Annotated in this window: 11 protein-coding genes; 7 read left to right on the plus strand and 4 right to left on the minus strand. The window is 63.4% G+C overall.

From position 1 onward, the window contains the following. Positions 1-13: 13 nt before the first annotated feature. From BMOU_RS03280 to BMOU_RS03305, 6 genes are read left to right on the plus strand one after another with little or no spacing between them, the layout of a single operon-like run. Positions 14-6,091: an Ig-like domain-containing protein gene (locus BMOU_RS03280; RefSeq protein ID WP_051428874.1), complete on the plus strand. Its 6,078-nt coding sequence runs from the start codon at positions 14-16 to the stop codon at positions 6,089-6,091. A gap of 22 nt (positions 6,092-6,113) precedes the next feature. Continuing rightward, positions 6,114-7,403: an AAA family ATPase gene (locus tag BMOU_RS03285; protein ID WP_034874836.1), complete on the plus strand. Its 1,290-nt coding sequence runs from the start codon at positions 6,114-6,116 to the stop codon at positions 7,401-7,403. A gap of 14 nt (positions 7,404-7,417) precedes the next feature. After that, a complete protein-coding gene (locus BMOU_RS03290) occupies positions 7,418-8,638 on the plus strand; it encodes a DUF58 domain-containing protein (RefSeq protein WP_034874838.1) in 1,221 nt (406 codons plus the stop codon). Beyond that, the gene (locus BMOU_RS03295; protein ID WP_034874840.1) at positions 8,635-11,037 is read left to right on the plus strand and encodes a DUF3488 and transglutaminase-like domain-containing protein; all 2,403 of its coding nucleotides are present in this window, start codon (positions 8,635-8,637) and stop codon (positions 11,035-11,037) included. Before BMOU_RS03290 ends, BMOU_RS03295 begins: the two co-directional genes overlap by 4 nt. Further along, the gene (locus tag BMOU_RS03300) at positions 11,034-11,924 is read left to right on the plus strand and encodes a PP2C family protein-serine/threonine phosphatase (protein WP_034874842.1); all 891 of its coding nucleotides are present in this window, start codon (positions 11,034-11,036) and stop codon (positions 11,922-11,924) included. The genes BMOU_RS03295 and BMOU_RS03300 overlap by 4 nt, the downstream gene beginning before the upstream one ends. Next, positions 11,921-12,577, plus strand: coding sequence for a variant leucine-rich repeat-containing protein (locus tag BMOU_RS03305; RefSeq protein ID WP_034874844.1), 657 nt, complete (start codon positions 11,921-11,923; stop codon positions 12,575-12,577). Before BMOU_RS03300 ends, BMOU_RS03305 begins: the two co-directional genes overlap by 4 nt. 107 nt (positions 12,578-12,684) lie before the next feature. Here the strand turns inward: BMOU_RS03305 and BMOU_RS03310 are convergent, their stop codons facing one another. Continuing rightward, positions 12,685-13,287: an FHA domain-containing protein gene (locus tag BMOU_RS03310; RefSeq protein ID WP_034875020.1), complete on the minus strand. Its 603-nt coding sequence runs from the start codon at positions 13,285-13,287 to the stop codon at positions 12,685-12,687. Between the two features lie 215 nt (positions 13,288-13,502). On the opposite strand from BMOU_RS03310, the gene BMOU_RS03315 reads away from it, so the two are divergent. Beyond that, entirely contained in the window at positions 13,503-14,570 is a 1,068-nt protein-coding gene (locus BMOU_RS03315; RefSeq protein ID WP_034874846.1) for a hypothetical protein, read from the plus strand. Positions 14,571-14,692: 122 nt separating this feature from the next. Here BMOU_RS03315 and BMOU_RS03320 read toward each other — a convergent pair whose 3' ends face one another. The 3 genes from BMOU_RS03320 to BMOU_RS03330 all read right to left on the minus strand — a co-directional run bounded on the left by BMOU_RS03320 (position 14,693) and on the right by BMOU_RS03330 (position 23,249). After that, positions 14,693-18,706, minus strand: a complete 4,014-nt coding sequence (locus BMOU_RS03320; protein ID WP_034874848.1) for a DNA-directed RNA polymerase subunit beta' — start codon at positions 18,704-18,706, stop codon at positions 14,693-14,695. A gap of 98 nt (positions 18,707-18,804) precedes the next feature. Then, positions 18,805-22,365, minus strand: coding sequence for a DNA-directed RNA polymerase subunit beta (gene rpoB / locus BMOU_RS03325; RefSeq protein ID WP_034874850.1), 3,561 nt, complete (start codon positions 22,363-22,365; stop codon positions 18,805-18,807). A 230-nt stretch (positions 22,366-22,595) separates the two neighbouring features. Next, positions 22,596-23,249, minus strand: a complete 654-nt coding sequence (locus BMOU_RS03330; RefSeq protein WP_034874852.1) for a hypothetical protein — start codon at positions 23,247-23,249, stop codon at positions 22,596-22,598. Positions 23,250-23,265: the final 16 nt, after the last annotated feature.

Below are 23,265 nucleotides of genomic sequence, written 5' to 3' on the forward strand. Positions count from 1 at the left end.
CCGGAGAAGATCCATGGGCAAGTCAGCGCAGCCGAGACGGACCGCGACCTCACGGTCGTACGAGAGGTCCCGCAAGATCGGCGCGATGTTCCGCAGACTGATGCCGTCCGGCAAGGGGCAATGGATGACGCCGATCATCATGCTGCTGCTCTTGCTGGGCATCGTGGCCGGCGCGCTGATCATCAGTTCGGTGACCCAGCAGCATGTGCGGCTTGACGACGGCACCGTGTGGATCACCTCGCTGAAGGACCGCAAGGCCGCGCGGTTCAATGTGAAGGTCAAGGACACCGACGCGGGCGTCTCCTCGTCCGCCGCACGGTTCGACGTGGCCCAGCATGACGGCGACACCGTGCTTCTGGAAGGTACGAAGGCCAGTCATATCGCGGCCTCCACCGTCAGCGAGGACGGCGATACCGCCATCAAGGCGGACATGCAGACGTTGGTCGGCGGAAACACCATCGCCTTCATCAACGTGAAGACCGGCAACGTATGGGCGGGTGCCTCGTCCGATGTGAAATCCGTGAACCCGACCACCGCGTCACCGAAGATGAAGCTCGGGGCGGGCGGTAGAATCGCCGTGACCCATGACGGCGCGGTCTACGGCTATCGGCAGTCCGACGGCGCGATCCTGAAAATGGACGGACCGCAGGCAACGCCCGCCAAGGTGGCGGAAATCGGTGCAGGCCAACGATTGCAGGCGGATTCCTTCACCGTGGTGGCGGATACCCCTGTGCTCGCTTCCGGCAATGCGATCCATTGGCCGGACGGCAATGCGGAGGTCTCGATGCGTGGCACGCTCACCCTGCAGGCACCGCCCACGGACGGCAGGCAGAGCGGTTGGGTGGCCGCCGCGGGCCAACGTGGGCTGGTTACGGTCGATCTGAAGGCCACGAATCCGACACCCGTGGAAACCTCCAACTCCGGCAAGGGCAACGCCGCACAGCCCGTATCCACCAACGGCTGCGTATCCGCCGCCTGGAGCCAGAAGGCGAACAACTACCTGCGCGTATGCTCGGCGCATGACGGGAAGCCGCAATTCAAATCCCTACAGAACGTGAACGCCACCTCCGAACTCGTGTTCCGAGCCAACCATCGTCTGACGGTGCTCAACGACGTGGTCAACGGCAACGTGTGGAATCCGCAGGAATCCACGAAGGTCATCAAGATCCAGTGGAACAAGGTGCAGACGCAGCAGACGAAGCAGCAGGAGCAGAACACCGACAGTGCCAACAACCGGCATAACTTCAGCAAGACCTGCTCGTCACAGTCCGGTCAGATCAAGGCGGAGGACGATATGTTCGGCGTCCGGGCCGGCTCGTCGCAGATCCTCGACGTGCTGCGTAACGACGAACAGACCGATTGCTCGGTACTGCGCATCACCTCGGCGAGTGCGCCGGACGGCGGCGACGTCACCGTCTCGCCCATATATGACGGCCGATATCTGCAGCTGAACGCCACGTCCGCAAGTGCGGGAACGGTGACGTTCAGCTACGAGATCAGCGACGGCCGCGGCCAGACGTCGAGCGCCATCGTGACCTTGAACATCACCGACGGGGCCGATCTTGCGCCGGTCCAGACCGATACGCCGCCGGAGACCGACGTGGAGCAGGGCGCCACGTACACGACGAACGCGCTGGGCAGCTTCGCCGACCCGGACGGCGATCCGCTGACGCTGGTTTCCGCGGTGCCGACCAACACCGACCAGGTGACGGTCTCCACCCGAGCGGACGGACAGCTGGTATTCAACGCCGGTTCGATGATGTCCGGCAGGGCAAGCATCGAAGTGAGCGTGTCCGATGGCGAGCAGACCGGCACCGGCACACTGTATTTCTCGGTGAAGCCGGCCAACACGCTGGGGGCCGTGATCGATCCGGTGGTCAGGCAGACCACGCCCGATACGCGCACCACGGTGTCGCTCAAACAGTATGTGCACGGCACTTCCGCCGAACCGGCGCAGCTGACCGCGGTGGAGACGCCGAACGGAGCCTCGACCACCATGAACGCGACGGATATGTCGTTCACGTTCACCGCCGCGAATCCGGGCACCTACTATGTGCCGTACACCATTACGCAGGGATCGATTCCCACGACTGGCCTGGCGCGTGTGGAAGTGCAGGCCGTGACCGGCGATTCCGCCAAGCCGGTGGCCGCCAATGACGTCGCGCTGCTCGGGGCGGACAACACCGCCATCGTGGAGCCGCTTTCCAATGACGTCGATCCGATGGGCGGCGTACTGTCGGTCACCTCCGTGAAGGCCGACGCGGCCAGCGGCATCAAAACCGGCGTGGTCAGCAACAAGCGCGTGTACATCACCGCCCGCCAGATGCCGACCAGGCCGGTGCAGCTCACCTACAGCGTGGCGAATGCGGCCGGATCGTCGACCGGCACCATCGTGCTGCAGCCGCCGGCATTGACCACCGCGAATTCCGTGCCGAAGGCCGACAACATCGACGCACAGGTACGTACCGACGGCATCGTGTCCGTCGACGTGCTCGACCACGTCACCTATTCGGACGGCACCACGGTAAGCCTGCAGAACAACCTGCAGTATGACAGGGGCACGTTCAAGGGTCTGGTGTTCGTTTCCGGCGACACCGTGCGGTATCAGGCCTCCGACCAGACCGGCACGTTCCCCGTGACGTACACCGTCAAAGACAATCTCGACAATGCCGCCTCCGGAACGATCACCTTCACCGTGCATCAGAAAGACGCCTCCAACAAGACCGCACCGACGCCGTCCGATGCGGAGGCGCAGGTGGCCGCCGGGCAGAAGGTGCGGATTCCGATCACGCTGACCGGCATCGACTCCGATGGCGACGACGATCAGCTGCTGGGACTGGGCAACAAGGCGCCGCAGCTGGGCCGCATCACCGAAGTCGGCGCGACCTATCTGGTGTATGAGGCGTATGCGGACTCCTCCGGCACCGACACCTTCTCGTATGCCGTCGAGGATTGGACCGGACAGCGCGCGCAGGCGCAGATCCGCGTCGGCGTGTTCAGATCGGGCACCGATTCCGGCGTGTACGCGCGTGACGACGAGATCACACTGCGACCGAACACCGCGGCCACCGTGCCGGTCTCGCAGAACGACATCTCCGGAGACAACACGGACCTCACCGTCGACCGTAACGTGGAATCACAGGGCATCGATGGCGTGAAGGTGAAGGACAACACGCTCTCGTTCACCACCCCGAAGCAGTCGGGAACGTATTACGTCATCTATACGGTGAAGGACAAGGCTGGCCTTTCCGACACGGCCACGCTGACGGTGAACGTCGATGAGCACGCGACCATCGAACCGCCGACGGCCTACGATTACCGTGTGCCGTCCTCCGCGACGATCGATAGGAAGTCGGTCGACGTCGACGTGTCGCGCTGGATCGCGAACCCGTCCGGCACCGCCGACGAACTGCGGGTCGGCGTGGACGCCTCCGCCGCCGACCATGCGCGGGTGAAGGGCGACAGGAAGTCCACCGTGATCACGGTGGATCTGACCGACGAGGCGCGTGCGGTGCCGTATACGGTGACGAACACCACGGAAAACATCACCTCCACCGCATTCATCCAGGTGCCGGCATACGGCGTCTTCCCGCCGACGCTACGCCCGAAGGCGCCGGCGTTGAAGGTGAACGCGCGTGAGACGATCACCATCAACATCGCCGATTACGTACGCGTCGGCGCCGGCAAGACCGCCTACGTGGACGGTGCAGGTTCGGTGAGCGCCACCAAAGCCGGCAACGACGACCTATATGTGAACGACCAGACGCTCAAGTTCACCGCGCCAAAGGATTACGCGGGTCCCGCCTCGATCACGTTCACCGCCGTCGACGGCAAGCACGGCAAGAACGACAAGGTGAAGATTGTCAATTCGGCGGTGCTGACCCTGCCGATCACCGTGGTCGGCCGTGACGTGCCCGCGCCGACCTTCTCCTCCACCACGGTGGATGTGGTGGCCGGCGAAGACCCCACCACCATCGACCTGACCGCCCTGACGCATTCGCCGTCCGGAGCGTACGACGATGAAAGGGAATACACGTATTCCGGTGGGGTCTCCTCCGATCAGGTGGCCACAAACGTGAGCCCCGATGGCAAACTGGCGGTGAGCGCCGACAGGGCGGCGGCGCCGGGAACCACGGTGAGCGTGCCGATCACCATCTCCTATGCGAAGGGTAGCGTACAAGCCGGCGTGACCGTGCGTGTGGTGGCCTCCACCAGGCCGATAGCGCGTATCGGCGCGAAGAGCCTGAAGGTCAAGGCCGGGTCGAGCGAACAGGTGAACGTGCTGGCCGATGCCTATAATCCGTTCCCTGACACCGCGCTCACCGTGACGGGATGCCAGAGCGATGGATCCGCCAGACTGATGGTGGATTGCCCCGCCAACGGAGTGATATCGATCACGGCGGCCTCCGATATCGGCGCAAGCACGAACCATGTGATCGTGACCGTGCGTGACGCCACCAGGACCAAGGAACGCGAAGTGACCGGGACCATCAGCGTTTCGGTGACGGACAGGCCGGAAGCCCCACTGCTCTCCCCCATCGCCGGCGACCCCCAGGATGGCGCGGTGAACCTGAGCTGGACGGCCGGCTCCTCGAACGGCAGCCCGATCACCGAATACAGGGTGTCGTGGACGGGCGACGCCTCCGGCGAGAAATCATGCGGCACGGTGACCGCCTGCCAGGTGACGGGGCTCACCAACGGCAGGAAGTACACGTTCACCGTCACGGCGCAGAACGAGGTCGGCTGGTCCAATCCATCGAACGCCGTTGACGGGCAACCCGACAAGATACCTTCCGCGCCGGAAGACGTGAGGGCCGAAGCCAACGGTAACATCGTGGCCGTGACATGGTCGGCGCCGCAGGGCAACTTCTCGGAAGTCACCGAATACGAGGTGACCCTGACGGGCGACGGCATATCCAAGAGGGAGAGCACCTCCGCGACCGCCGTCAACTTCAACTTCGAGAACAACGCCATCAAGGACGGCATGTCCATAAGCGCGACCGTGCGGGCCAGGAACAGGGTGAACTGGAGCCAGCCCTCCCAGGCCTCGAACGCCATCACGCCACGGGGAGTCCCGGACAAGCCGACCGTCACCGCCGTGCAGCAGGGCGAGCGGATCGTCGTCTCCGGCAAGCTCGGCGACATGCGCAACGCAGGCTGTGAAGCCGTCACCGTGAGTTTCGCCGGCATCGACACCGGTGTGGCATGCGGATCGTCGGATGTCTCCGCAACCTTCGACATCGTCGACTCCTGGTATTACCAAAGCTTCACGCCGACGATCACGTTGACCACCAAATACGCCGGAACCGTCACCGCGCAGGGCGACGCCATCACGCCCGACGTCAAGCCCGACAAGCCGACCGGTGTCAGGGTCGCTCCCGAAGGCGACCATTGCGTGGCTTCATGGAACGCCGCCGGCAGGCATCATGACGGCTTCATCGTGAACGTGCCGAAGCAGGGCAACACCCCGACCACGAGCCTCGGCACCACCTATCCGCTTGAACGATGGGGCAGCTGCGGCACCGTGACCGTGTGGCAGACCTTCAAGGGTCATACCAGCGATCCGGAACAGGCCAGCAACGGCGAAATCGGCAACAAGGTCCAGGCGTCTATCACCCTGCCGTCGCTGTATTGGGACAATGGCGACGCCAATGTCATCCATGTCTCCGGCGGCGCCGTGAACGCCTATAACCAGGCCGTGACCGTGACCATAGTCCTATCGGACGAATCCAAGAAACCGTACTCGTTCGAATGGCATCCGGGCCTCACGACCACGTTGGACGCCTCGACGCTGCCGCAAGGTTCCTCATACTCCTGGCTCGTCAAGGTGGAGGGCACCACCGACAAGGCGATCGACAACACGCAGCAAAGCCATACCGAGCTCAAGGACGGCGACAGATACAAGGCCCCTTCGCCCAGCCCGTCCACGCCGGATTCCTCAGGCGGATCGCAAGGCGGGGCCGGTACGCCTTCGGCATCGACGGCCTCGCTGTTCTCGGCGGAACGCGGCCATCCCTGGGTCAGGGAGATCCGCCTGCTGCGGCAATCGCCGAACAGCCAACCCGCCGAACAGCCCATCATTCGCCAGTAACCCAAGCAACGGAGGAGATTCCATGAGCAATGCATTCGACGATGCCACCCATCTGAGCGAGCGCAGCAACGAATCGTACCAGAAGCAGAGCTTCACCGTACCGGACCTGCCGGAACGTCGGGAGGCCGAATCCCATGAATCCGCCGACGCGGACGGCACGGTATTGAGCACGCACGATGCAGCGACCTCGGTGACGTCGAATGCCCCGACCTCCACCGCCACTCCGACCTCCACCGCCACTCCGGTCGAACAGACGACCTCGCAGCAGACGGCGACCGAACGGCTGCCGGCCAGTCCCGATCCGGTCCGTCAACGGTCGGCGCCGGAAATCATGGATACCGGCATGATGCCGACCGCCAGCGCCGATATCGCGGAATTCCATGACAAGTTCGCCACCTTGGCGGAGAACGTCTCCAAGGTGGTGGTCGGCAAGGTCAACCCGATCCGTCAATGCATCACCGCCATGGTGGTGGGCGGCCACGTGCTGCTCGAAGACAATCCGGGCACCGGCAAGACCCAATTGGCGCGAGGCCTGGCCAACTCCATCGATATGTCGTTCAAACGCATCCAGTTCACGCCGGACCTGCTGCCGTCCGACGTGGTCGGCGTAACCTATTACGACCAGAAACGAAGCGAATTCGAGTATCGCGAAGGCCCGGTCTTCGCCTCCGTCGTGCTCGCCGACGAGATCAACCGCGCCTCGCCGAAGACGCAGTCCGCACTGCTCGAGGTCATGGAGGAGCAGAAGGTCACCGTCGACGGCGTGACCCATGCCGTACCGCAACCGTTCATGGTGATCGCAACGCAGAATCCGATCGAGCAGCTCGGCACCTACAAGCTGCCGGAGGCGCAGATGGACCGCTTCCTCATCAAAACCGCCATCGGCTATCCGAGCCATGATGTGAGCGTCGACATTCTGCGCCAGGTCAACGTCACCGATCGCGCGGCCACCGTGCATCACGTACTTTCCGGCGGCGACGTGCTGCGCATGCGTGCCATCAGCGAGACCGTGCGTCTCGACGATGCGATCATCGAATACATCGTTCGACTGGTCGAAGCGACCCGTCATAACGAAAAGATCCAAGTGGGCTCCTCCATGCGCGGCGCGCTGGCGCTCACCCGCTGCGCCCGCGTGTGGGCCGCCGCCGACGGCCGCGGCTATGTGGTGCCGGACGATGTGAAGGACCTGGCGGTCTCCGTGCTTGCGCACCGCATCACACTCACCGCGGAAGCCACGTTCGCCGGCTCCACACCGGAGCAGATGATCGCGCAGATCCTCGAGGAAGTGCCGACCCCGACCCTGGGAGCCTGAGAAGGATGGTTGCGATGCAGGATTCCCGAATAGTGCGGCGCAGACGAACCATGACACGGTTCCTGCGCCGCGTCGGACACCGGCTGAGACGCCTGTTCACCGCATACGTCTCACCGTTGGGCTGGGCGGTGGCGGTACTGGCCGTGACCGCACTGGCCACGTTCGCGATCCTCGGCTGGCATGAGCTGCTTGCCATGGCGACGGCGTACCTGCTGATGCTGTTTGCCGCGATACTGATGTCGTTGGGCAACACGTCGTTCTCCGCCTCCATCGACGTATCCGACAGGCGCGTGACCGTGGGCGACACGGTACAGGTGAGGGTGGCCATCGACAATCCCGGCAATACGCCGACCGCTTCGGCACGTGGCGACCTGCCGATAGGAGATAACCACGAACGGTTCACCATTCCGATGCTCGCGGCGGGCCAGTCGCGTCAGACCGACGTGGAGTTCACCGCCATGGCGCGTGCGGTGCTGCCGGTCGGCCCCCTGTCGATCCGCAAAGGCGACCCATTCGGCCTGGTACGCCACGAAAAACGACTCGTCGACCGGATCCAGGTGTTCATTCACCCACCGACCGTGACGCTCAATACGTTGAACGCCGGCATCCAACGCGACCTCGAAGGGCAGCCGAGCGGCGAGATCGTGGATGACGATCTTGACTTCTACGGCCTACGCGAATACGAGCCGGGCGATGACGTGCGCAATGTGCACTGGCTGAGCTCCGCGAAAATCGGTTCGCTGATGATCCGCCAATATGAGGCCACACGACGCACCGACACCGCCATGGGCATCAGCGTGAACCCCGACGACTATACCGACGCCCAGGAATTCGAGCTGGCCGTGTCGATCCACGCCTCCATCGGCGTGCAATGCCTGCTGCAGAACCGCCCGCTGACCGCACACGCCGGCGACGAGCACACCACACCACGCAACGCCACGGCGTTCCTGGATTCCTGCAGCGCCATCGAACCGAACCTCGACGATAATCCGAACCTGGCGCAGGGCACGCTCGAATACGCCGCCGACGCCTCGTTCTACTACTTCACCGTCGGCCGGCTCAAGGACGTGGACGAGATCAAGCACATGGCGCTCGCATTGCCCCGTTCCGCAACCTGCGTGGTGTTGCAGGCCGCCGTCGGGCAGCAACGCGCCATACGAAGATTCCCGAACTTCACCCTAGCCACGGTCGGCGATCTGAACGATCTGCCGATGATCATGGGGGTGCTGTCATGACCTTCCCGCCGCTTGCCGACCAAAGCCACACCTCCACCTTCACCGGATCATGGGCCGATTCCACCCATTCGGTGGTCTGGATGACCCGCAGCGGCAAACCACGGTCGCTGATCAGCACACGCCGCCCGGCAGGACGGCAGTTCGCCGGCCTTCTGGTGACTGCACTGCTCACGCTCGCCGTCGCCGGCAACCTCATCGACGTGTACGGCTCACCCGCCGCATGGGCCACCGCCGCCATACCGGCCACCGTCATCGGCTGCCTGGTGGCGTTCGCCGGCACCGTCGCTGCATTGCGACTATGGTGGCAGGCACTGTTCATGGCGCTGGCGCAACTCGTCGTGGGACCCGTCCTCCTGTTGAACGAGACCACCATCGCGCACGTCATACCCACGTTGCGCACGCTGACGCAAGGATGGACGTCCACGCTCGGATCGTTCAAATACGTGCTGTCGATCGATCCGCCGACCGGCACCGCCAACGGCAGCCTGCTCGCCGTATGGACGATCTGCCTATGGTTCGCGCTGCTGACCGGCATCTTTGCCGTCGCGCAGGACGGCCGGCTCACCATGATCGCCATCATTCCGGTAATGGCGAATACGGCGATCTGCGCGCTGCTCGGCACCGCCGACGGCTATCATCGTTCCATCGTCGGCACCGCCGTCGCCATCGTGCTGGTGATCTGGGTGAGCGCCCGCTGGAAATTACTGGAATTGGGCCGTTGGGTCAGTTCCGCGATCATCGTGGTGCTGTCGGCCGCACTGGCGATCGGCGCATGCCTGACGGTCGCACAGGATCGGACCATCCTACGCGACCATTACGATCCGCCGTTGAGCCCATACGACTATACGAGCCCGCTAAGCGGCATGCGATCCTATATCAAGGACCATAAGGATGACACATTGCTGACCGTCACCGACCTGCCTGCGGGCTCCACCGTTCGACTGGCCGTGATGGACCGTTTCGACGGCAATGTGTGGAATCTTTCGGATTCCACGATGGCCGCCGACTCATCGAACTACCATCGCGTCGGCACCGCCATCGCCAACAACACCAAAGGCAGGAAGTTCACGGCCACCTTCACGGTGAACGAAGGACTGAGCGACTACTGGCTGCCGATGGCCGGCACCGCCTCCGGCGTGCGGTTCGAGCATGCGGGCGATGCCGACGCGTTCTACTACAACACCGGTACGCATTCGGCCATCTACTCATCCGGGACGGCCGCCGGCCTGACCTACACGGAAACCGGCATCATGCCCGTGGTGCCCACCGACGATCAGATCGGCAAGGCCAAGGCCTCCTCGGCGAGCCAGCCGCAGGCGCAGGATGTGCCCGACAGCGTGGAAAAGTTCGCCACCGCAGTGGCCGGCGGCCAGTCCAAAGGCGGCGAGGCGGCTCTCGCCCTGGCGAACAAGCTCAAGGAGTCCGGCTGGTTCTCGCATGGTCTGACCGGGGACTATCCCTCCTCCCCCGGCCATGGCAACTACCGTCTCGACCAGCTGCTCGCCGGCACCGCCATGGTGGGAGACAGCGAGCAGTACGCCTCCGCGATGGCGCTGATGGCCCGTAGCCTGGGCCTGCCCAGCCGTGTGGTGCTCGGCTTCCTGCCGAAGAACGAGGAGGGCGACATCAGCAGGGAGCGCACCAAGGCGCACGGCAAGTCCACCACCACCGAATTCACCGGCAATGATGTGACCGCATGGGTGGAGATCAAACTCGACGGCTATGGGTGGGTGCCTTTCTACCCCACGCCGAAGGAGACGAAGGTACCCGACGAAAACCAGAATCTCACCCCGCCGAACCCGCAGACGTTGGTGCGCCAGCCTCCGGTGCCGCTTGACGATCCGCTTCGCGACGACAATCAGGCCAAGGGCAAGACGTCAATCGGCGGCAGCACGGCCGACGAGACCTCCACCAGTCTGTTCTGGCAGCGTTTCGGGCGTATCGCCAAAAAGGTGGCCATCTACGGAAGTCCGCTCTGGGCGCTGCTCACCGTCTGCGCACTGCTGCTCGGCATCAAGGCGATCGCCTTGGCACGGGCCCGCAGGCATGGTGACGCACGTCGACGCGTGGCCGCGGGATGGCAATCCGTCGCCGCCCTGGCACGGCAAAGCGGCCTCGACGTCGACGGTACGCGCCGCGATCAGGCGCAGGCCATCGGACGCCAGCTGCACGTCGATTCCGACGTGCTGCTCGCCTTGGGGAAGGAGGCCGACTATGCGGCCTTCTCGGGCGATGCGGTGCAGGAGGAGCATGTGCGGCGGTATTGGCGCAACATCGATGCGGTGCGTGGGTCCATACTCGGATCCCTGCCTTTTGCGCGCAGGTGGAGGACCAGGTTGTCGCTTGCGGATGTATTCCATATCCATATCCGACGGCGTGGGAGGGGGTGGAACCCATGAGCGTAAGCCATATCCTGGCCGGTCTGAACAGTGATGTCGGACTCCGCCGCGCCAGCAATCAGGACAACGCTCTGGCCGAGCATGGCATATTCATCGTATGCGACGGCATGGGCGGCGGCATGGGCGGAGAACAGGCAAGCGAAGCGACGGTCCGTCATTTCGCGCGGCTGGGTGCCAAGATCGCGCGCAACCGGCATGACATCGAGGAAACGTTGGACGCCGCGCAACGTGAGGTGCTGACGTTGGGCGAATCGCTCGGAGGCATCGCCGGCACCACGGTTTCCGGCGTGATCATGCCCGTTGATGCCGGCGACGGAACGGCGCGAGCCGCCGATGCCGCCAACGGCAACGATTCCTGCTATGTCATCAACATCGGCGATTCACGCACCTACCATATGTGCGCCGCCGGGGACGGCGGCTGGGACGAGCGCACGTTCACCCGCATCACCCGCGATCATTCGGAGCGTCAGAGCGTCATCGACTCCGGGGAGATGCTGCCTGAAGAGGCGTTCCGGAACATTCCGCGCAACATCATCACGCAGTGTATCGGAGCGCCGACCGGCATTGCGCCCGACTACTATGCGGCGGACGCCTTCGGGCGCTTCATCGTCTGTTCGGACGGTCTGCATGCCGAAGTGGACAAGGAGCGTTTCGCCTCCATCGCGGCAGCCAACGGCGACCCTCAGGCCGCCGCCGACGCATTGGTCGCGGCGGCGCTACGGGCCGGCGGCAACGACAACGTGACCGTGGTGGTGGTCGACATGATCACGGTCGCACCCGCCGTGCGGGACTGGACAGTCGGCAGGCTCGCCGAGCATGACGACATCGGCGATTTACAGGACGACACATTACAAACACTACGAACCATTGATATAAGGAGATCATGATGGTTGATTACGATACCGCGGCCGCGGCCGTGCAGGACCCGAACACCGATCCTGCGTTCCTGGCGAAGATCGCCTATGAGAACCCGGAATTCGGGGCGAATGTCGCGGCGCATCCGCGCGCGTACCCCGGGCTGATCCGCTGGCTGGCCCAGTTCGGCGATGACCGCGCACGCCAGATAGTGATCCAGCGCGGCTATGCCGTGCCCGAGGCCGCAGTGGCGCCCCGCGAACAGCAGGTGCAGGATTCGCCGATGCAGGAACGGCAGCCCGTGCGGCCCATGCCGGAGCAGCCGGTGGCGCAGGACCATTATGCCCAGCCGATCCATCATGTCCAGCCGATCACCGACACCTCGACCGAATATCTTGACCCCTATACCAATCCCGCCGATCTGTCCGAGGTGGCGGATTATGCCGAACCGGTGCAGGAGCCGCAGCCACAACAGCAGCAGCCGATCGAGCGGAATCCGTACGGCTTCACCGCGGAAATGGCGCTGACCACCACCGACCAGATGCAGATCGCACAGATCGCACAGTACGCCCCGGAACTGCGTGCCTGCATCGCCCGTAATCCCAACACCTATCCGGCATTGCTGGAATGGCTGGCGCAGTTGAACGATCCGGCCATCAACGCCGCTCTGCGCATCAGGCAGTGAGTCGGCAATCACCGCATCCATACACGGTTTTGGGCGGCGTTGGTCGAAAGACCGGCAAACCACACGGTGGTTCGCGCCCATGCCGCACGTTGTATGAATGGTGAAGGCTAGCGTTCCTCGAAGGAGAAGAACTGGTCGCCGATGCGCAGCATGACCGGCGCCTCAAGCTGCATGGGCCTGCCCTCCACCTTGATCTCCTCATCACCGTGGATGATATACGTGCCGTTGAGCGAACCGTAATCCTCGAGCCACATGCTTCCATCCCGATCGAAGCTGATGGCCGCATGGTTACGGGAAATGGTACGCGTCGGGTCCTCCAGTCTGACCGACTTGGCCCCTTCCGGCACATCGGCGGACGGTTTGCGCCCCAGCAGCGTGCTGATGTCCACGATCACGTCCTGACCGGTCATGTCATTGTGCAGCATGTACATATGCTTCGGCTGTTTCATGGTGAAGGATGACGACAGTACCGTGCTGTCCCAGTCCTCGACGCTCCGGTCCTCCGAATCGTCCCGTAACGGTTCGGCCTGAACCGCCGCCTGCGTGCCCATTGCGGGTCGCATGCCCTGTATCGGCCCGTTCTGCATCGGTCGTCCCTGCTCGAAAGATTCGGATCGGACTACGCCGGACAGTGCGGTGCCGGACAGTGCGGTGACATCATCGTCATACCAGCCGGATTCCGGCGGCGGTGGGTATGGTAGAAAACTCATGTGCTCCATTGTAGGTGCATGAGGCCTGCAAAGATAGCGCCATTCATTTCTCCATCCGCGCTTCGGAACGACTTCATTCGCTACATCACCTGACTTTGCGGCGGTAAAGGGTTATGCTAGAACAATGCTAGTCATTTCGGAAATATTTCTGATAATCTGAAAATATGTGACTCTGCATACGAAGAAGTAGGGAATACACAGTAAGGATTTCTCTTATGGACGATCAGCTTCCCATCGATGACGAGCAGCGGAACAACGCCCGCACGCCATCCCATGCACAGCCCCGACCGCAATCTGCGCAGCCGCAGACCAACCAGCAACCGATGCCTCCATATCAGCAGATGCCGCCACAGCGTCCGCAGACGTCACCGCAGTATCAGCAGCCGATGCAGGGGCAACCAGGGGCACCGGGGCAACCGGGCACCCCGCCGATGCAAGGGCAGCCATATGGCCAGCCCATGCCGCAGAAGGTCGCGAAGAAGCCTTCGACCGGATTGATCGTGGGCATCGTGGCGGTGGTCGCCGTCATCGTCGTCCTTGCGATAGTGGTGGCGGTAGTCATGTCGAGGCGCATCTCCGCCGCCGACTACACGGCCGGCACGAATCAGGTGGCCACCATGCAGAGGCATTACACGAACGTGAACACGAAGCTGCGTGAGGCCTACCTGTCCGCATACGGCAGCAACTCCTTCCAGGCCAAGGACAAGAAGCGTCTGCAGGAGCGTCTCAAGATCTTCCAGGAAGACAACGCGAAGTTCGAATCCCTGAAGGTCATGAATGACGAAAACGTCAACACGGAATACCAGGCGTACAAGAAGAAGGCCGCGACGTACGTGAAGTTCGCCAACGAGATGATCGAATCGGGCGAGGCGCTTTCCACGGCCGCGCAGGCCTGCAACAGCAGACCGAGCGTCAGTTCCTACGACAGCAGCTTCTACACCAAGTACAGCGAATACGTGTCCGGATGCAAGGCCGCGCTTGACAATGTCTCCAAGTCGCCGAACAAGGACATCGCGCAGTACGGCAAGGACCTCGGCGATTATGTCGATAAGGTCGGCAACCTCATCTCCCAGATGCAGGCCCTCGGCGATATCAGTTCGCTGAGGTACGGCACCACGGAGTACCAGCGCTTCCGCGAGCTGCTCAACGAGTTCAGCAATCTGAAGGCGCCGTACAACAGCGTGACCACACTGAGCCAGGCGCTGCAGGATTCCGCGGAGGAGGCCGATCTGAGCGACTCCCTGCGTTCCCTGAGCGACTCCCTGACGGACGCCGCAGGCTAAGCCCCGAGCATTGATTGACGGACGCCGCAGGACGTCGCACTCCCCTGATTAAGGCTGGGCCCCGACCACTTGAGTGGTCGGGGCCCAGCCTTAATCGGTTATCGCCGACGGTGTCGCGGAAATCAGAGGGTGTCCCCCAGATCCATCTGGCCGCCGTTGTCGTCGAGGAAGTCATCCGGGTTGAAGTCGTCGCCGAGCTTCAGATCGCCGAAGTCGATGTTGGAGAAGTCCACATCGGACAGATCGGCATCGCCGAAGTCGGCGCCCGTTTCATCCCCACCCAGGCCGAAGTTCGGGTAGATGGTGTCGCGGATGGCCTTGTCGGGCTCGACCACGGCGTTGCGGTAACGGGCGAGACCCGTACCGGCCGGGATGAGTTTACCGATGATGACGTTCTCCTTGAGGCCCTTGAGGTCATCGACCTTCTGGCTCAGGGCGGCCTCGGTGAGCACGCGGGTGGTCTCCTGGAAGGAGGCGGCGGACAGCCAGGAATCGGTGGCCAGCGAAGCCTTGGTGATGCCCATCAGCTCCGGACGGCCGGCAGCCGGCTTGCCACCCTTCTTCACGGCCTCCATGTTGGCGGCCTTGAAACGTGCCTGGTCCACGAGCTCGCCCGGCAGCAGATCAGTGTCGCCGGAGTCGATCACGGTGATACGACGCAGCATCTGGTGCACGATGACCTCGATGTGCTTGTCGTGGATGTCCACGCCCTGGGAGCGGTACACGGTGTGCACCTCCTCCACGATGTTGACCTGTGCGGCGCGTGGGCCGAGGATGCGCAGGATCTTCTTCGGATCCACGGAACCCTCGATGAGCTGGGTGCCGGCTTCGACATGGTCGCCGTCCTTGACCAGCATCGGGGCGCGACGGGTCACCGGGTAGACGATCGGCTCGACGGAGTCGTCGTCCGGCTTCAGGGTGACCTGACGGCCGCGGTCGGTGTCTTCGACCTTCACCACGCCCGGGAACTCGGCGATCGGAGCCTCGCCCTTCGGGGTACGCGCTTCGAAAAGCTCGGTGACACGCGGAAGACCCTGGGTGATATCGGAAGCGGAGGCGACGCCGCCGGAGTGGAAGGAACGCAGCGTCAGCTGGGTACCAGGCTCACCGATGGACTGTGCTGCCACGATGCCGACGGCCTCGCCGACATCCACCAGCTTGTTGGTGGCCAGGGACCAGCCGTAGCACTTGGCGCACACGCCACGCTTGGATTCGCAGGTCAGCACGGAACGGGCCTTGACCTCTTCCACACCGTGGGCGACAAGGTCGTTGAGCACATCCATGGACAGCGCGTCGCCGGCCTTGTACAGCACGGTCTCGCCGTCGGCCGGATCGATCACGTCGGAAGCGAGCAGACGGGAGTACGGACCGCCGTCCGCGGCCTTGACGAGCACGAGGTCGCCGTTCTCGTTGCGTTCGCCGACCTTCATGGACAGGCCACGCTTGGTGCCGCAGTCCTCTTCGCGCACGATCACGTCCTGGGAGACGTCCACCAGACGACGGGTCAGGTAACCCGACTCCGCGGTACGCAGTGCGGTATCGGCCAGACCCTTACGCGCACCGTGCTGGGAGATGAAGTACTCCAGCACGGACAGGCCGTCACGGTAGTTGGACTTCACCGGTCGGGGGATGATCTCGCCCTTCGGGTTCGCCACAAGGCCACGCATACCCGCAATCTGGTTGATCTGCATCATGTTTCCTCGTGCACCGGACTGCACGATGATGGCCAGGTTGTTCTTGGAGTCGAAGTGTTCCTCGACCGCCTCGGACACCTCGCTGGTGCACTTGGTCCACAGGTCGATGAGCTCCTGACGGCGCTCCTCTTCGGTGAGCATACCGATTTCGTAGTTCTCGTTGACCTTGTCGGCCTCGGCCTCGTATTTCGCGATGTACTCGTCGCGTTCGGCCGGCTGGATGACGTCGGAGAACGCGAAGGACACACCGGACCACGGTGCGCGGGTGAAGCCCATATCCTTCAGGGCGTCCAGCGTCGCGGCGACCTGAGCGGTCGGGTAACGGGTCGCGATGTCGTCGACGATCTTGCTCAGACGCTTCTTCGGAGCCTGTTCGTTGACGAACGGGTAGTCCAGCGGCAGCGTGCTGTTGAACAGGATGCGGCCGTAGGAGGTGGCGAACAGCACGGAGCCGTCGTGGAAGCGCTCTTCCTTTACCACGTCCGGGCTGCCCGGTTCCGGATCGACGACCTTGAGCTCGCCCGGTTCCCAATCCTTCGGCAGCACGAAGTCCTGCGGCAGGCGGATGAGCACCTTGGCCTGCATGTCGATCTCATGCTTGTCGAGGGCCATTTCGGCCTCTTCCAGCGAGGAGAACACGCGGCCCTGGCCCTTGGCGCCGTCGATGACGGTGGTCAGGTAGTACAGGCCGAGGATCATATCCTGGCTCGGCATGGTCACGGTGTGGCCGTCCGCCGGCTTCAGGATGTTGTCGGAAGCCATCATCAGCGAGCGGGCCTCGGCCTGGGCTTCGGCGGACAGCGGCAGATGCACTGCCATCTGATCGCCATCGAAGTCGGCGTTGAATGCGGCGCAGGCAAGCGGCGGCAGATGGATGGCCTTGCCTTCGACCAGGATCGGTTCGAAGGCCTGAATGCCCAGACGGTGCAGCGTAGGTGCGCGGTTCAGCAGCACCGGATGCTCGGCGATGACCTCTTCGAGCACGCCCCACACCTCGGAGTCGCCACGGTCCACCAGACGCTTGGCGCTCTTCATGTTCTGCGCGTAGTTGAGATCCACCAGGCGCTTGATGACGAACGGCTTGAACAGCTCGAGCGCCATGGGCTTCGGCAGACCGCACTGGTGCATCCGCAGGGACGGGCCGACCACGATCACGGAACGGCCGGAGTAGTCCACTCGCTTACCCAGCAGGTTCTGGCGGAAGCGGCCCTGCTTGCCCTTGAGCATATCGCTCAGGGACTTGAGCGGGCGGTTCGAGGCGCCGGTGACCGGGCGGCCACGGCGACCGTTGTCGAACAGGGAGTCGACGGCCTCCTGAAGCATGCGCTTTTCGTTGTTGAGCATGATCTCCGGGGCGCCGAGCTCGATGAGTCGCTTCAGTCGGTTGTTACGGTTGATCACACGGCGGTAGAGGTCGTTGAGATCGGAGGTGGCGAAGCGGCCACCGTCGAGCTGCACCATCGGGCGCAGATCCGGCGGAATGACCGGAATCACGTCGAGCACCATGGCCTCCGGCTTGTTGCCGGTGGTCAGGAAGGCGTTGACGACCTTGAGTCGCTTCAGGGCGCGGGCCTTGCGCTGGCCGGTGCCGGTGTCGATCTCCTCACGCAGCTGCTTGGCCGCGGCATCGAGGTCGAAGTCCTGCAGGCGCTTCTTGATGGCTTCGGCGCCCATGCAGCCTTCGAAGTAGTCGCCGTAGCGATCCTCCATCTCGCGCCACAGATCCACGTCGCCCTCCATGTCGCCCGGCTTCAGGCTCTTGAAGCGGTCGAACACGGCGTTCAGACGCTGGATCTGCTCGTCGAAGCGGGTGCGGATGGCCGCCATCTCGCGCTCGGCGCTGTTGCGCAGCTTGGCGCGTGCGGAACCCCTGGCCTCGCCTTCGGCCTCGAGCTGGGCCAGATCGGCTTCCACCTTCTTGGCACGATCCTCGATTTCGGCGTTGCGGCGCTTCTCCAGATTGGCGATCTCGTTGTCGAACTCGTCCTGCAGATCCGGCAGATCCTGATGACGCTGTTCCTCATCCACACCGGTGACCATGTAGGCGGCGAAGTAGATGACCTTCTCGAGGTCCTTCGGCGCGATGTCGAGCAGGTAGCCCAGTCGGGACGGCACACCCTTGAAGAACCAGATGTGGGTCACCGGGGCGGCGAGCTCGATGTGTCCCATACGCTCACGGCGCACACGGCTCTTGGTCACTTCCACACCGCAGCGTTCGCACACGATGCCCTTGAAGCGCACACGCTTGTACTTGCCGCAGGCGCACTCCCAGTCGCGGGTGGGTCCGAAGATCTGCTCGCCGAACAGGCCGTCCTTCTCCGGCTTCAGGGTACGGTAGTTGATGGTCTCGGGCTTCTTGACCTCGCCATAGCTCCAGTTACGGATGTCGTCGGCGGTGGCCAGGCCGATCCTCAGTTTGTCAAATGCGTTGACGTCCAGCACTCTATTGTCCTGTCTATCGTTTCTTTTGATTATTCACGTTTCGTAGGGACCGCCACGTTTCGGCGGCGTCTGCCTCCGGGGCGTGGCGGTCCGAGGAATCACTGGAATTCAGGGGTCTCCACCGCCTGCTCTTCCTTGGCGGATGCGTCAGGGCGAGCACCGATGTTGAAGCCCAGGTCGTCGGAGGCGGAAGACGGATCGTCGTCCTCGTCCTTCATGTCGATGGCCACACCTTCGGCGTTGAGCACCTCGACGTTCAGCGACAGGGACTGCATTTCCTTGAGCAGCACCTTGAAGGACTCCGGAATGCCTGCCGGCGGCAGGTTGTCGCCCTTCACGATGGCGCCGTAGACGCGCACGCGGCCGTCGACGTCATCGGACTTGGTGGTCATCATCTCGTGCAGCGTGTAGGCGGCGCCGTAGGCCTCGAGGGCCCACACCTCCATCTCGCCGAAGCGCTGGCCGCCGAACTGGGCCTTGCCGCCCAGCGGCTGCTGCGTGATCATGGAGTACGGTCCGGTGGAACGGGCGTGGATCTTGTCGTCGACCAGGTGGTGCAGCTTCAGCATGTACATGTAGCCCACGGAGATCGGCTTCGGGAACGGTTCGCCGGTACGGCCGTCGAACAGGGTCGCCTTGCCGTCGGGACCGACCAGCTTGTTGCCGTCACGGTCCGGAAGGGTGCAGGAAAGCAGGCCCTTGAGGGTATCCTGACGCACACCGTCGAACACCGGGGTCGCCACCGGAGTGCCCGGAGCGCCCTTTTCGGCACCCTGCGGCACGAACTTCTTCCATGCGGCCTCGGCATCCGGGTCAAGGGAGATGTCCCAGCCGGCGTGGGCAATCCAACCGAGGTGCAGTTCAAGCACCTGTCCCAGGTTCATTCGAGAAGGCACGCCCAACGGGTTGAGCATGATGTCGACCGGGGTGCCGTCGGCCAGGAACGGCATGTCCTCTTCCGGCAGGATACGGGAGATGACGCCCTTGTTGCCGTGACGGCCGGAGAGCTTGTCGCCCTGGGTGATCTTGCGGTGCTGCGCGATGTAGACGCGAATCATCTGGTTCACGCCGTTCGGCAGCTCGTCGCCGTCCTCTTCGGCATCCTCGCGGGTGATCTCCTTGACGGCGATCACGGTGCCGGTCTCGCCGTGGGGCACACGCAGCGAGGTGTCGCGCACCTCGCGGCTCTTCTCGCCGAAGATGGCGCGCAGCAGGCGCTCTTCCGGGGTCAGTTCGGTCTCGCCCTTCGGGGTGACCTTGCCGACCAGGATGTCGCCGGCCTCGACTTCGGCGCCGATGCGGATGATGCCGCGCTCGTCGAGGTTGGCCACCGCGTCCTCGCCGACGTTCGGCAGGTCGCGGGTGATCTCCTCGGCGCCCAGCTTGGTTTCGCGGGCGTCGATCTCGTACTCCTCGATGTGGATGGAGCTCAGGGTGTCATCCTGCACAAGACGCTGGGAGATGATCACGGCGTCCTCGTAGTTGTAACCGTTCCACGGCATGAAGGCGATGAGCAGGTTCTTGCCCAGAGCCATTTCGCCCTTCTGGGTCGCCGGGCCGTCAGCCAGCACGGTACCGACCTCCACACGCTCGCCGTCGTGGATCAGCGGCACCTGGTTGTAGCAGGTGGTCTGGTTGGAACGCTGGAACTTGGCCAGCTTGTAGGAGCTGGTGGTGCCGTCGTCGTTCATGGTGCGGATGATGTCGGCGGACACGTAGGTCACGACGCCCGGCTTCTCGGCCAGGATCACGTCGCCGGAATCCACCGCGGCGCGCCATTCGGCGCCGGTGCCCACGAGCGGACGCTCGGATTGGATCAGCGGCACGGCCTGACGCTGCATGTTGGTACCCATCAGCGCTCGGTGGCCCTCGTCGTGCTCCAGGAACGGAATCAGGGAGGCGCCGACGGATACCATCTGGCGCGGGGACACGTCCATGTAGTCGACGGAGCTGACCGGCACATCGACCGCCTCTTCCTCGCCGACTCGGGCAAGGGCCTGGCCCTTGACGAAGTTGCCGTTCTCGTCGAGCTCCTGATTGGCCTGGGCGATCACGTGCTCGGCATCGCGGTCCGCGGTCATGTACTCGACCTCGTCGGTCACGTGACCGTTGACGACCTTACGGTACGGGGTCTCGATGAAGCCGAACGGGTTGATGCGGCCGAAGGTCGCCAAGGAGCCGATAAGACCGATGTTCGGGCCTTCAGGGGACTCGATCGGGCACATACGGCCGAAGTGGGACGGGTGCACGTCTCGCACCTCCATGGAGGCGCGGTCGCGGGACAGGCCGCCGGGGCCCAATGCGGACAGGCGGCGCTTGTTGGTCACGCCCGCCAGCGGGTTGTTCTGATCCATGAACTGCGACAGCTGGGAGGTGCCGAAGAATTCCTTGATGGTGGCGTTCACCGGGCGGATGTTGATCAGGGACTGCGGGGTGATGGCCTCCGGATCCTGGGTGGTCATACGCTCGCGCACCACACGCTCCATACGGCTCAGGCCGGTACGCAGCTGGTTCTGGATCAGCTCGCCGACCTGGCGGATGCGGCGGTTGCCGAAGTGGTCGATATCATCGACGTCCACGCGCAGGTCCACATCCTGGCCGTCGCGCTTGCCCGGGAACTTGGCCTCGCCCGCATGCAGGGTGACCAGGTACTTGATGGTGGCGATGATGTCCTCGCGGGACAGGCTGCGGTCGTTGATGTCCTTCTCAAGACCGAGCTTGCGGTTGATCTTGTAGCGGCCGACGCGGGCCAGATCGTAGCGCTTGGTGTTGAAATAGAAGGAATCCAGCAGGTTGCGGCCGGCTTCCGGAGTGGCGGTGTCGGCCGGGCGGATCTTGCGGTACAGGTCGGTGAGGGCCGCTTCCTGGGTCTCCACGGTCTCCTTGGCAAGGGCGTCCATGACCAGCGGATAGTCCTTGAACGCGTCCGCGATCTCCTGCTTGGTCATGCCGATGGCCATGAGGAACACGATGGCGGACTGCTTGCGCTTGCGGTCCACACGCACGCCGAGCACGTCGCGCTTGTCGATCTCGAACTCGAGCCATGCACCACGGCTCGGGATGATCTTCGCGCCGAAGATCTCCTTATCGGAGGTGCGATCCTGGCTGCGATCGAAGTACACGCCCGGGGAACGCACGAGCTGGGACACGATCACTCGCTCGGTACCGCCGATGATGAAGGTGCCGTGCGGGGTCTGCAGCGGGAAATCACCCATGAACACGGTCTGGGACTTGATTTCGCCGGTATCGCCGTTCTCGAACTCGGCGTTCACGTACAGCGGTGCGGAGTAGGTGTAGTCCTTCTCCTTGCACTCCTGCACGGTGTGGCGCGGCTCCTCGAAATACGGATCGGAGAAGGTCAGGCTCATGGTCTGGGCGAAGTTCTCGATCGGGGAGATCTCCTGGAAGACCTCGTCGAGGCCGGAGGTATGCGACACGGTGTTGGTGCCGTTCTCCAGATCCTCCTCGACGCGCCGCTTCCAGCGTTCGTTGCCGATGAGCCAATCAAAGCTGTCGGTCTGTACACCCAGCAGGTAGGGTACATCAATGGGCTCGCGGATGGAGCCGAAGTTCACACGGTCCGACGCCTTATGCAGATCGATGTCATGCTGGTCGGCGCGTGCGATGATGGTGGTGGTGTTCGTCGTAGCCTCAGCCAATGGACGTTCCTTATCGCTCGCTTAATCGTATCGATATGTTTCCCCGGAAGCGCCCTCATTGGCCACCATATGCCTGATACGCGGGCGCTTCTTCCTTGTCAGCATGCCCGCTATATGACATGCATCTTACGCAAAGTCAATAGCGTACCATATCCTAAGGATTTTCCGAACTCTCCACGACACCGCCTTCCTCCCCGGCACGAAGGCGGCACGAAGCATCGAAGGCGAACCTACTCCACGGTAACCGTGACGGGGTCGGATTTGGCCTTGGCATGGCCGGCGATCGAAAGCTGCGCCACATAGGTGCCACGGTCGACACGCGGCAGCGTGGCATCGTCCGCGCATTCGGACCCGGTGCGGTCGCCAGGCCACGTAATCGTGCCTTGGACCTTGTCTCCCTTGGCGATCAGCCGCAGATCCTGATCCGCAGGGCACACGTCGGATTTCCAGATCACATCGTCGCCGGATCTGATCGTCAGCACCACGCCGGAAGCCGACACGTCGACCAGACAGCCGACCTTGCTGGAACCGTCATACTTGACCGTCGTCGTGAAATCAAGGGTACCGCCGACGGCGAGGCTCTGAGACGCCGGCGTCAACGACAACGACACATTGGAGGCGCCGCAATCCGGCACCCCGCTCTTCTGCTCCTCCTCGGAAGGCGACGGCACCTTCTTCCTGGAGATCGCATAGACGTCGGCATGGTGAACCTCACGGTTGACCGCGACGATGCCCTGTGAAATCGAATAGATGCAGAACACGACAAAGGTTATGGCGATGAGCGCCGCGATGCCGACGACGATGCGGCGGCGACGGAACATCGCCTGCTGCCTTTTGCTGCGCTTGCGCTTGACGGCCGGCCTTGCGGAGTTCTTCTGTGCCATGATTCCTCAGTCTACC

It is taken from the genome of Bifidobacterium moukalabense DSM 27321 (genome assembly GCF_000522505.1).
GTDB lineage: Bacteria > Actinomycetota > Actinomycetes > Actinomycetales > Bifidobacteriaceae > Bifidobacterium > Bifidobacterium moukalabense.

Coding starts and splice junctions, on each gene's coding strand:
- BMOU_RS03315 (WP_034874846.1), top strand. CDS start 13,503: ATGGACGATCAGCTTCCCATCGATGACGAGCAGCGGAACAACGCCCGC.
- BMOU_RS03310 (WP_034875020.1), bottom strand. CDS start 13,287: ATGAGTTTTCTACCATACCCACCGCCGCCGGAATCCGGCTGGTATGAC.
- BMOU_RS03295 (WP_034874840.1), top strand. CDS start 8,635: ATGACCTTCCCGCCGCTTGCCGACCAAAGCCACACCTCCACCTTCACC.
- BMOU_RS03280 (WP_051428874.1), top strand. CDS start 14: ATGGGCAAGTCAGCGCAGCCGAGACGGACCGCGACCTCACGGTCGTAC.
- BMOU_RS03285 (WP_034874836.1), top strand. CDS start 6,114: ATGAGCAATGCATTCGACGATGCCACCCATCTGAGCGAGCGCAGCAAC.
- BMOU_RS03290 (WP_034874838.1), top strand. CDS start 7,418: ATGCAGGATTCCCGAATAGTGCGGCGCAGACGAACCATGACACGGTTC.
- BMOU_RS03330 (WP_034874852.1), bottom strand. CDS start 23,249: ATGGCACAGAAGAACTCCGCAAGGCCGGCCGTCAAGCGCAAGCGCAGC.
- BMOU_RS03305 (WP_034874844.1), top strand. CDS start 11,921: ATGATGGTTGATTACGATACCGCGGCCGCGGCCGTGCAGGACCCGAAC.
- BMOU_RS03300 (WP_034874842.1), top strand. CDS start 11,034: ATGAGCGTAAGCCATATCCTGGCCGGTCTGAACAGTGATGTCGGACTC.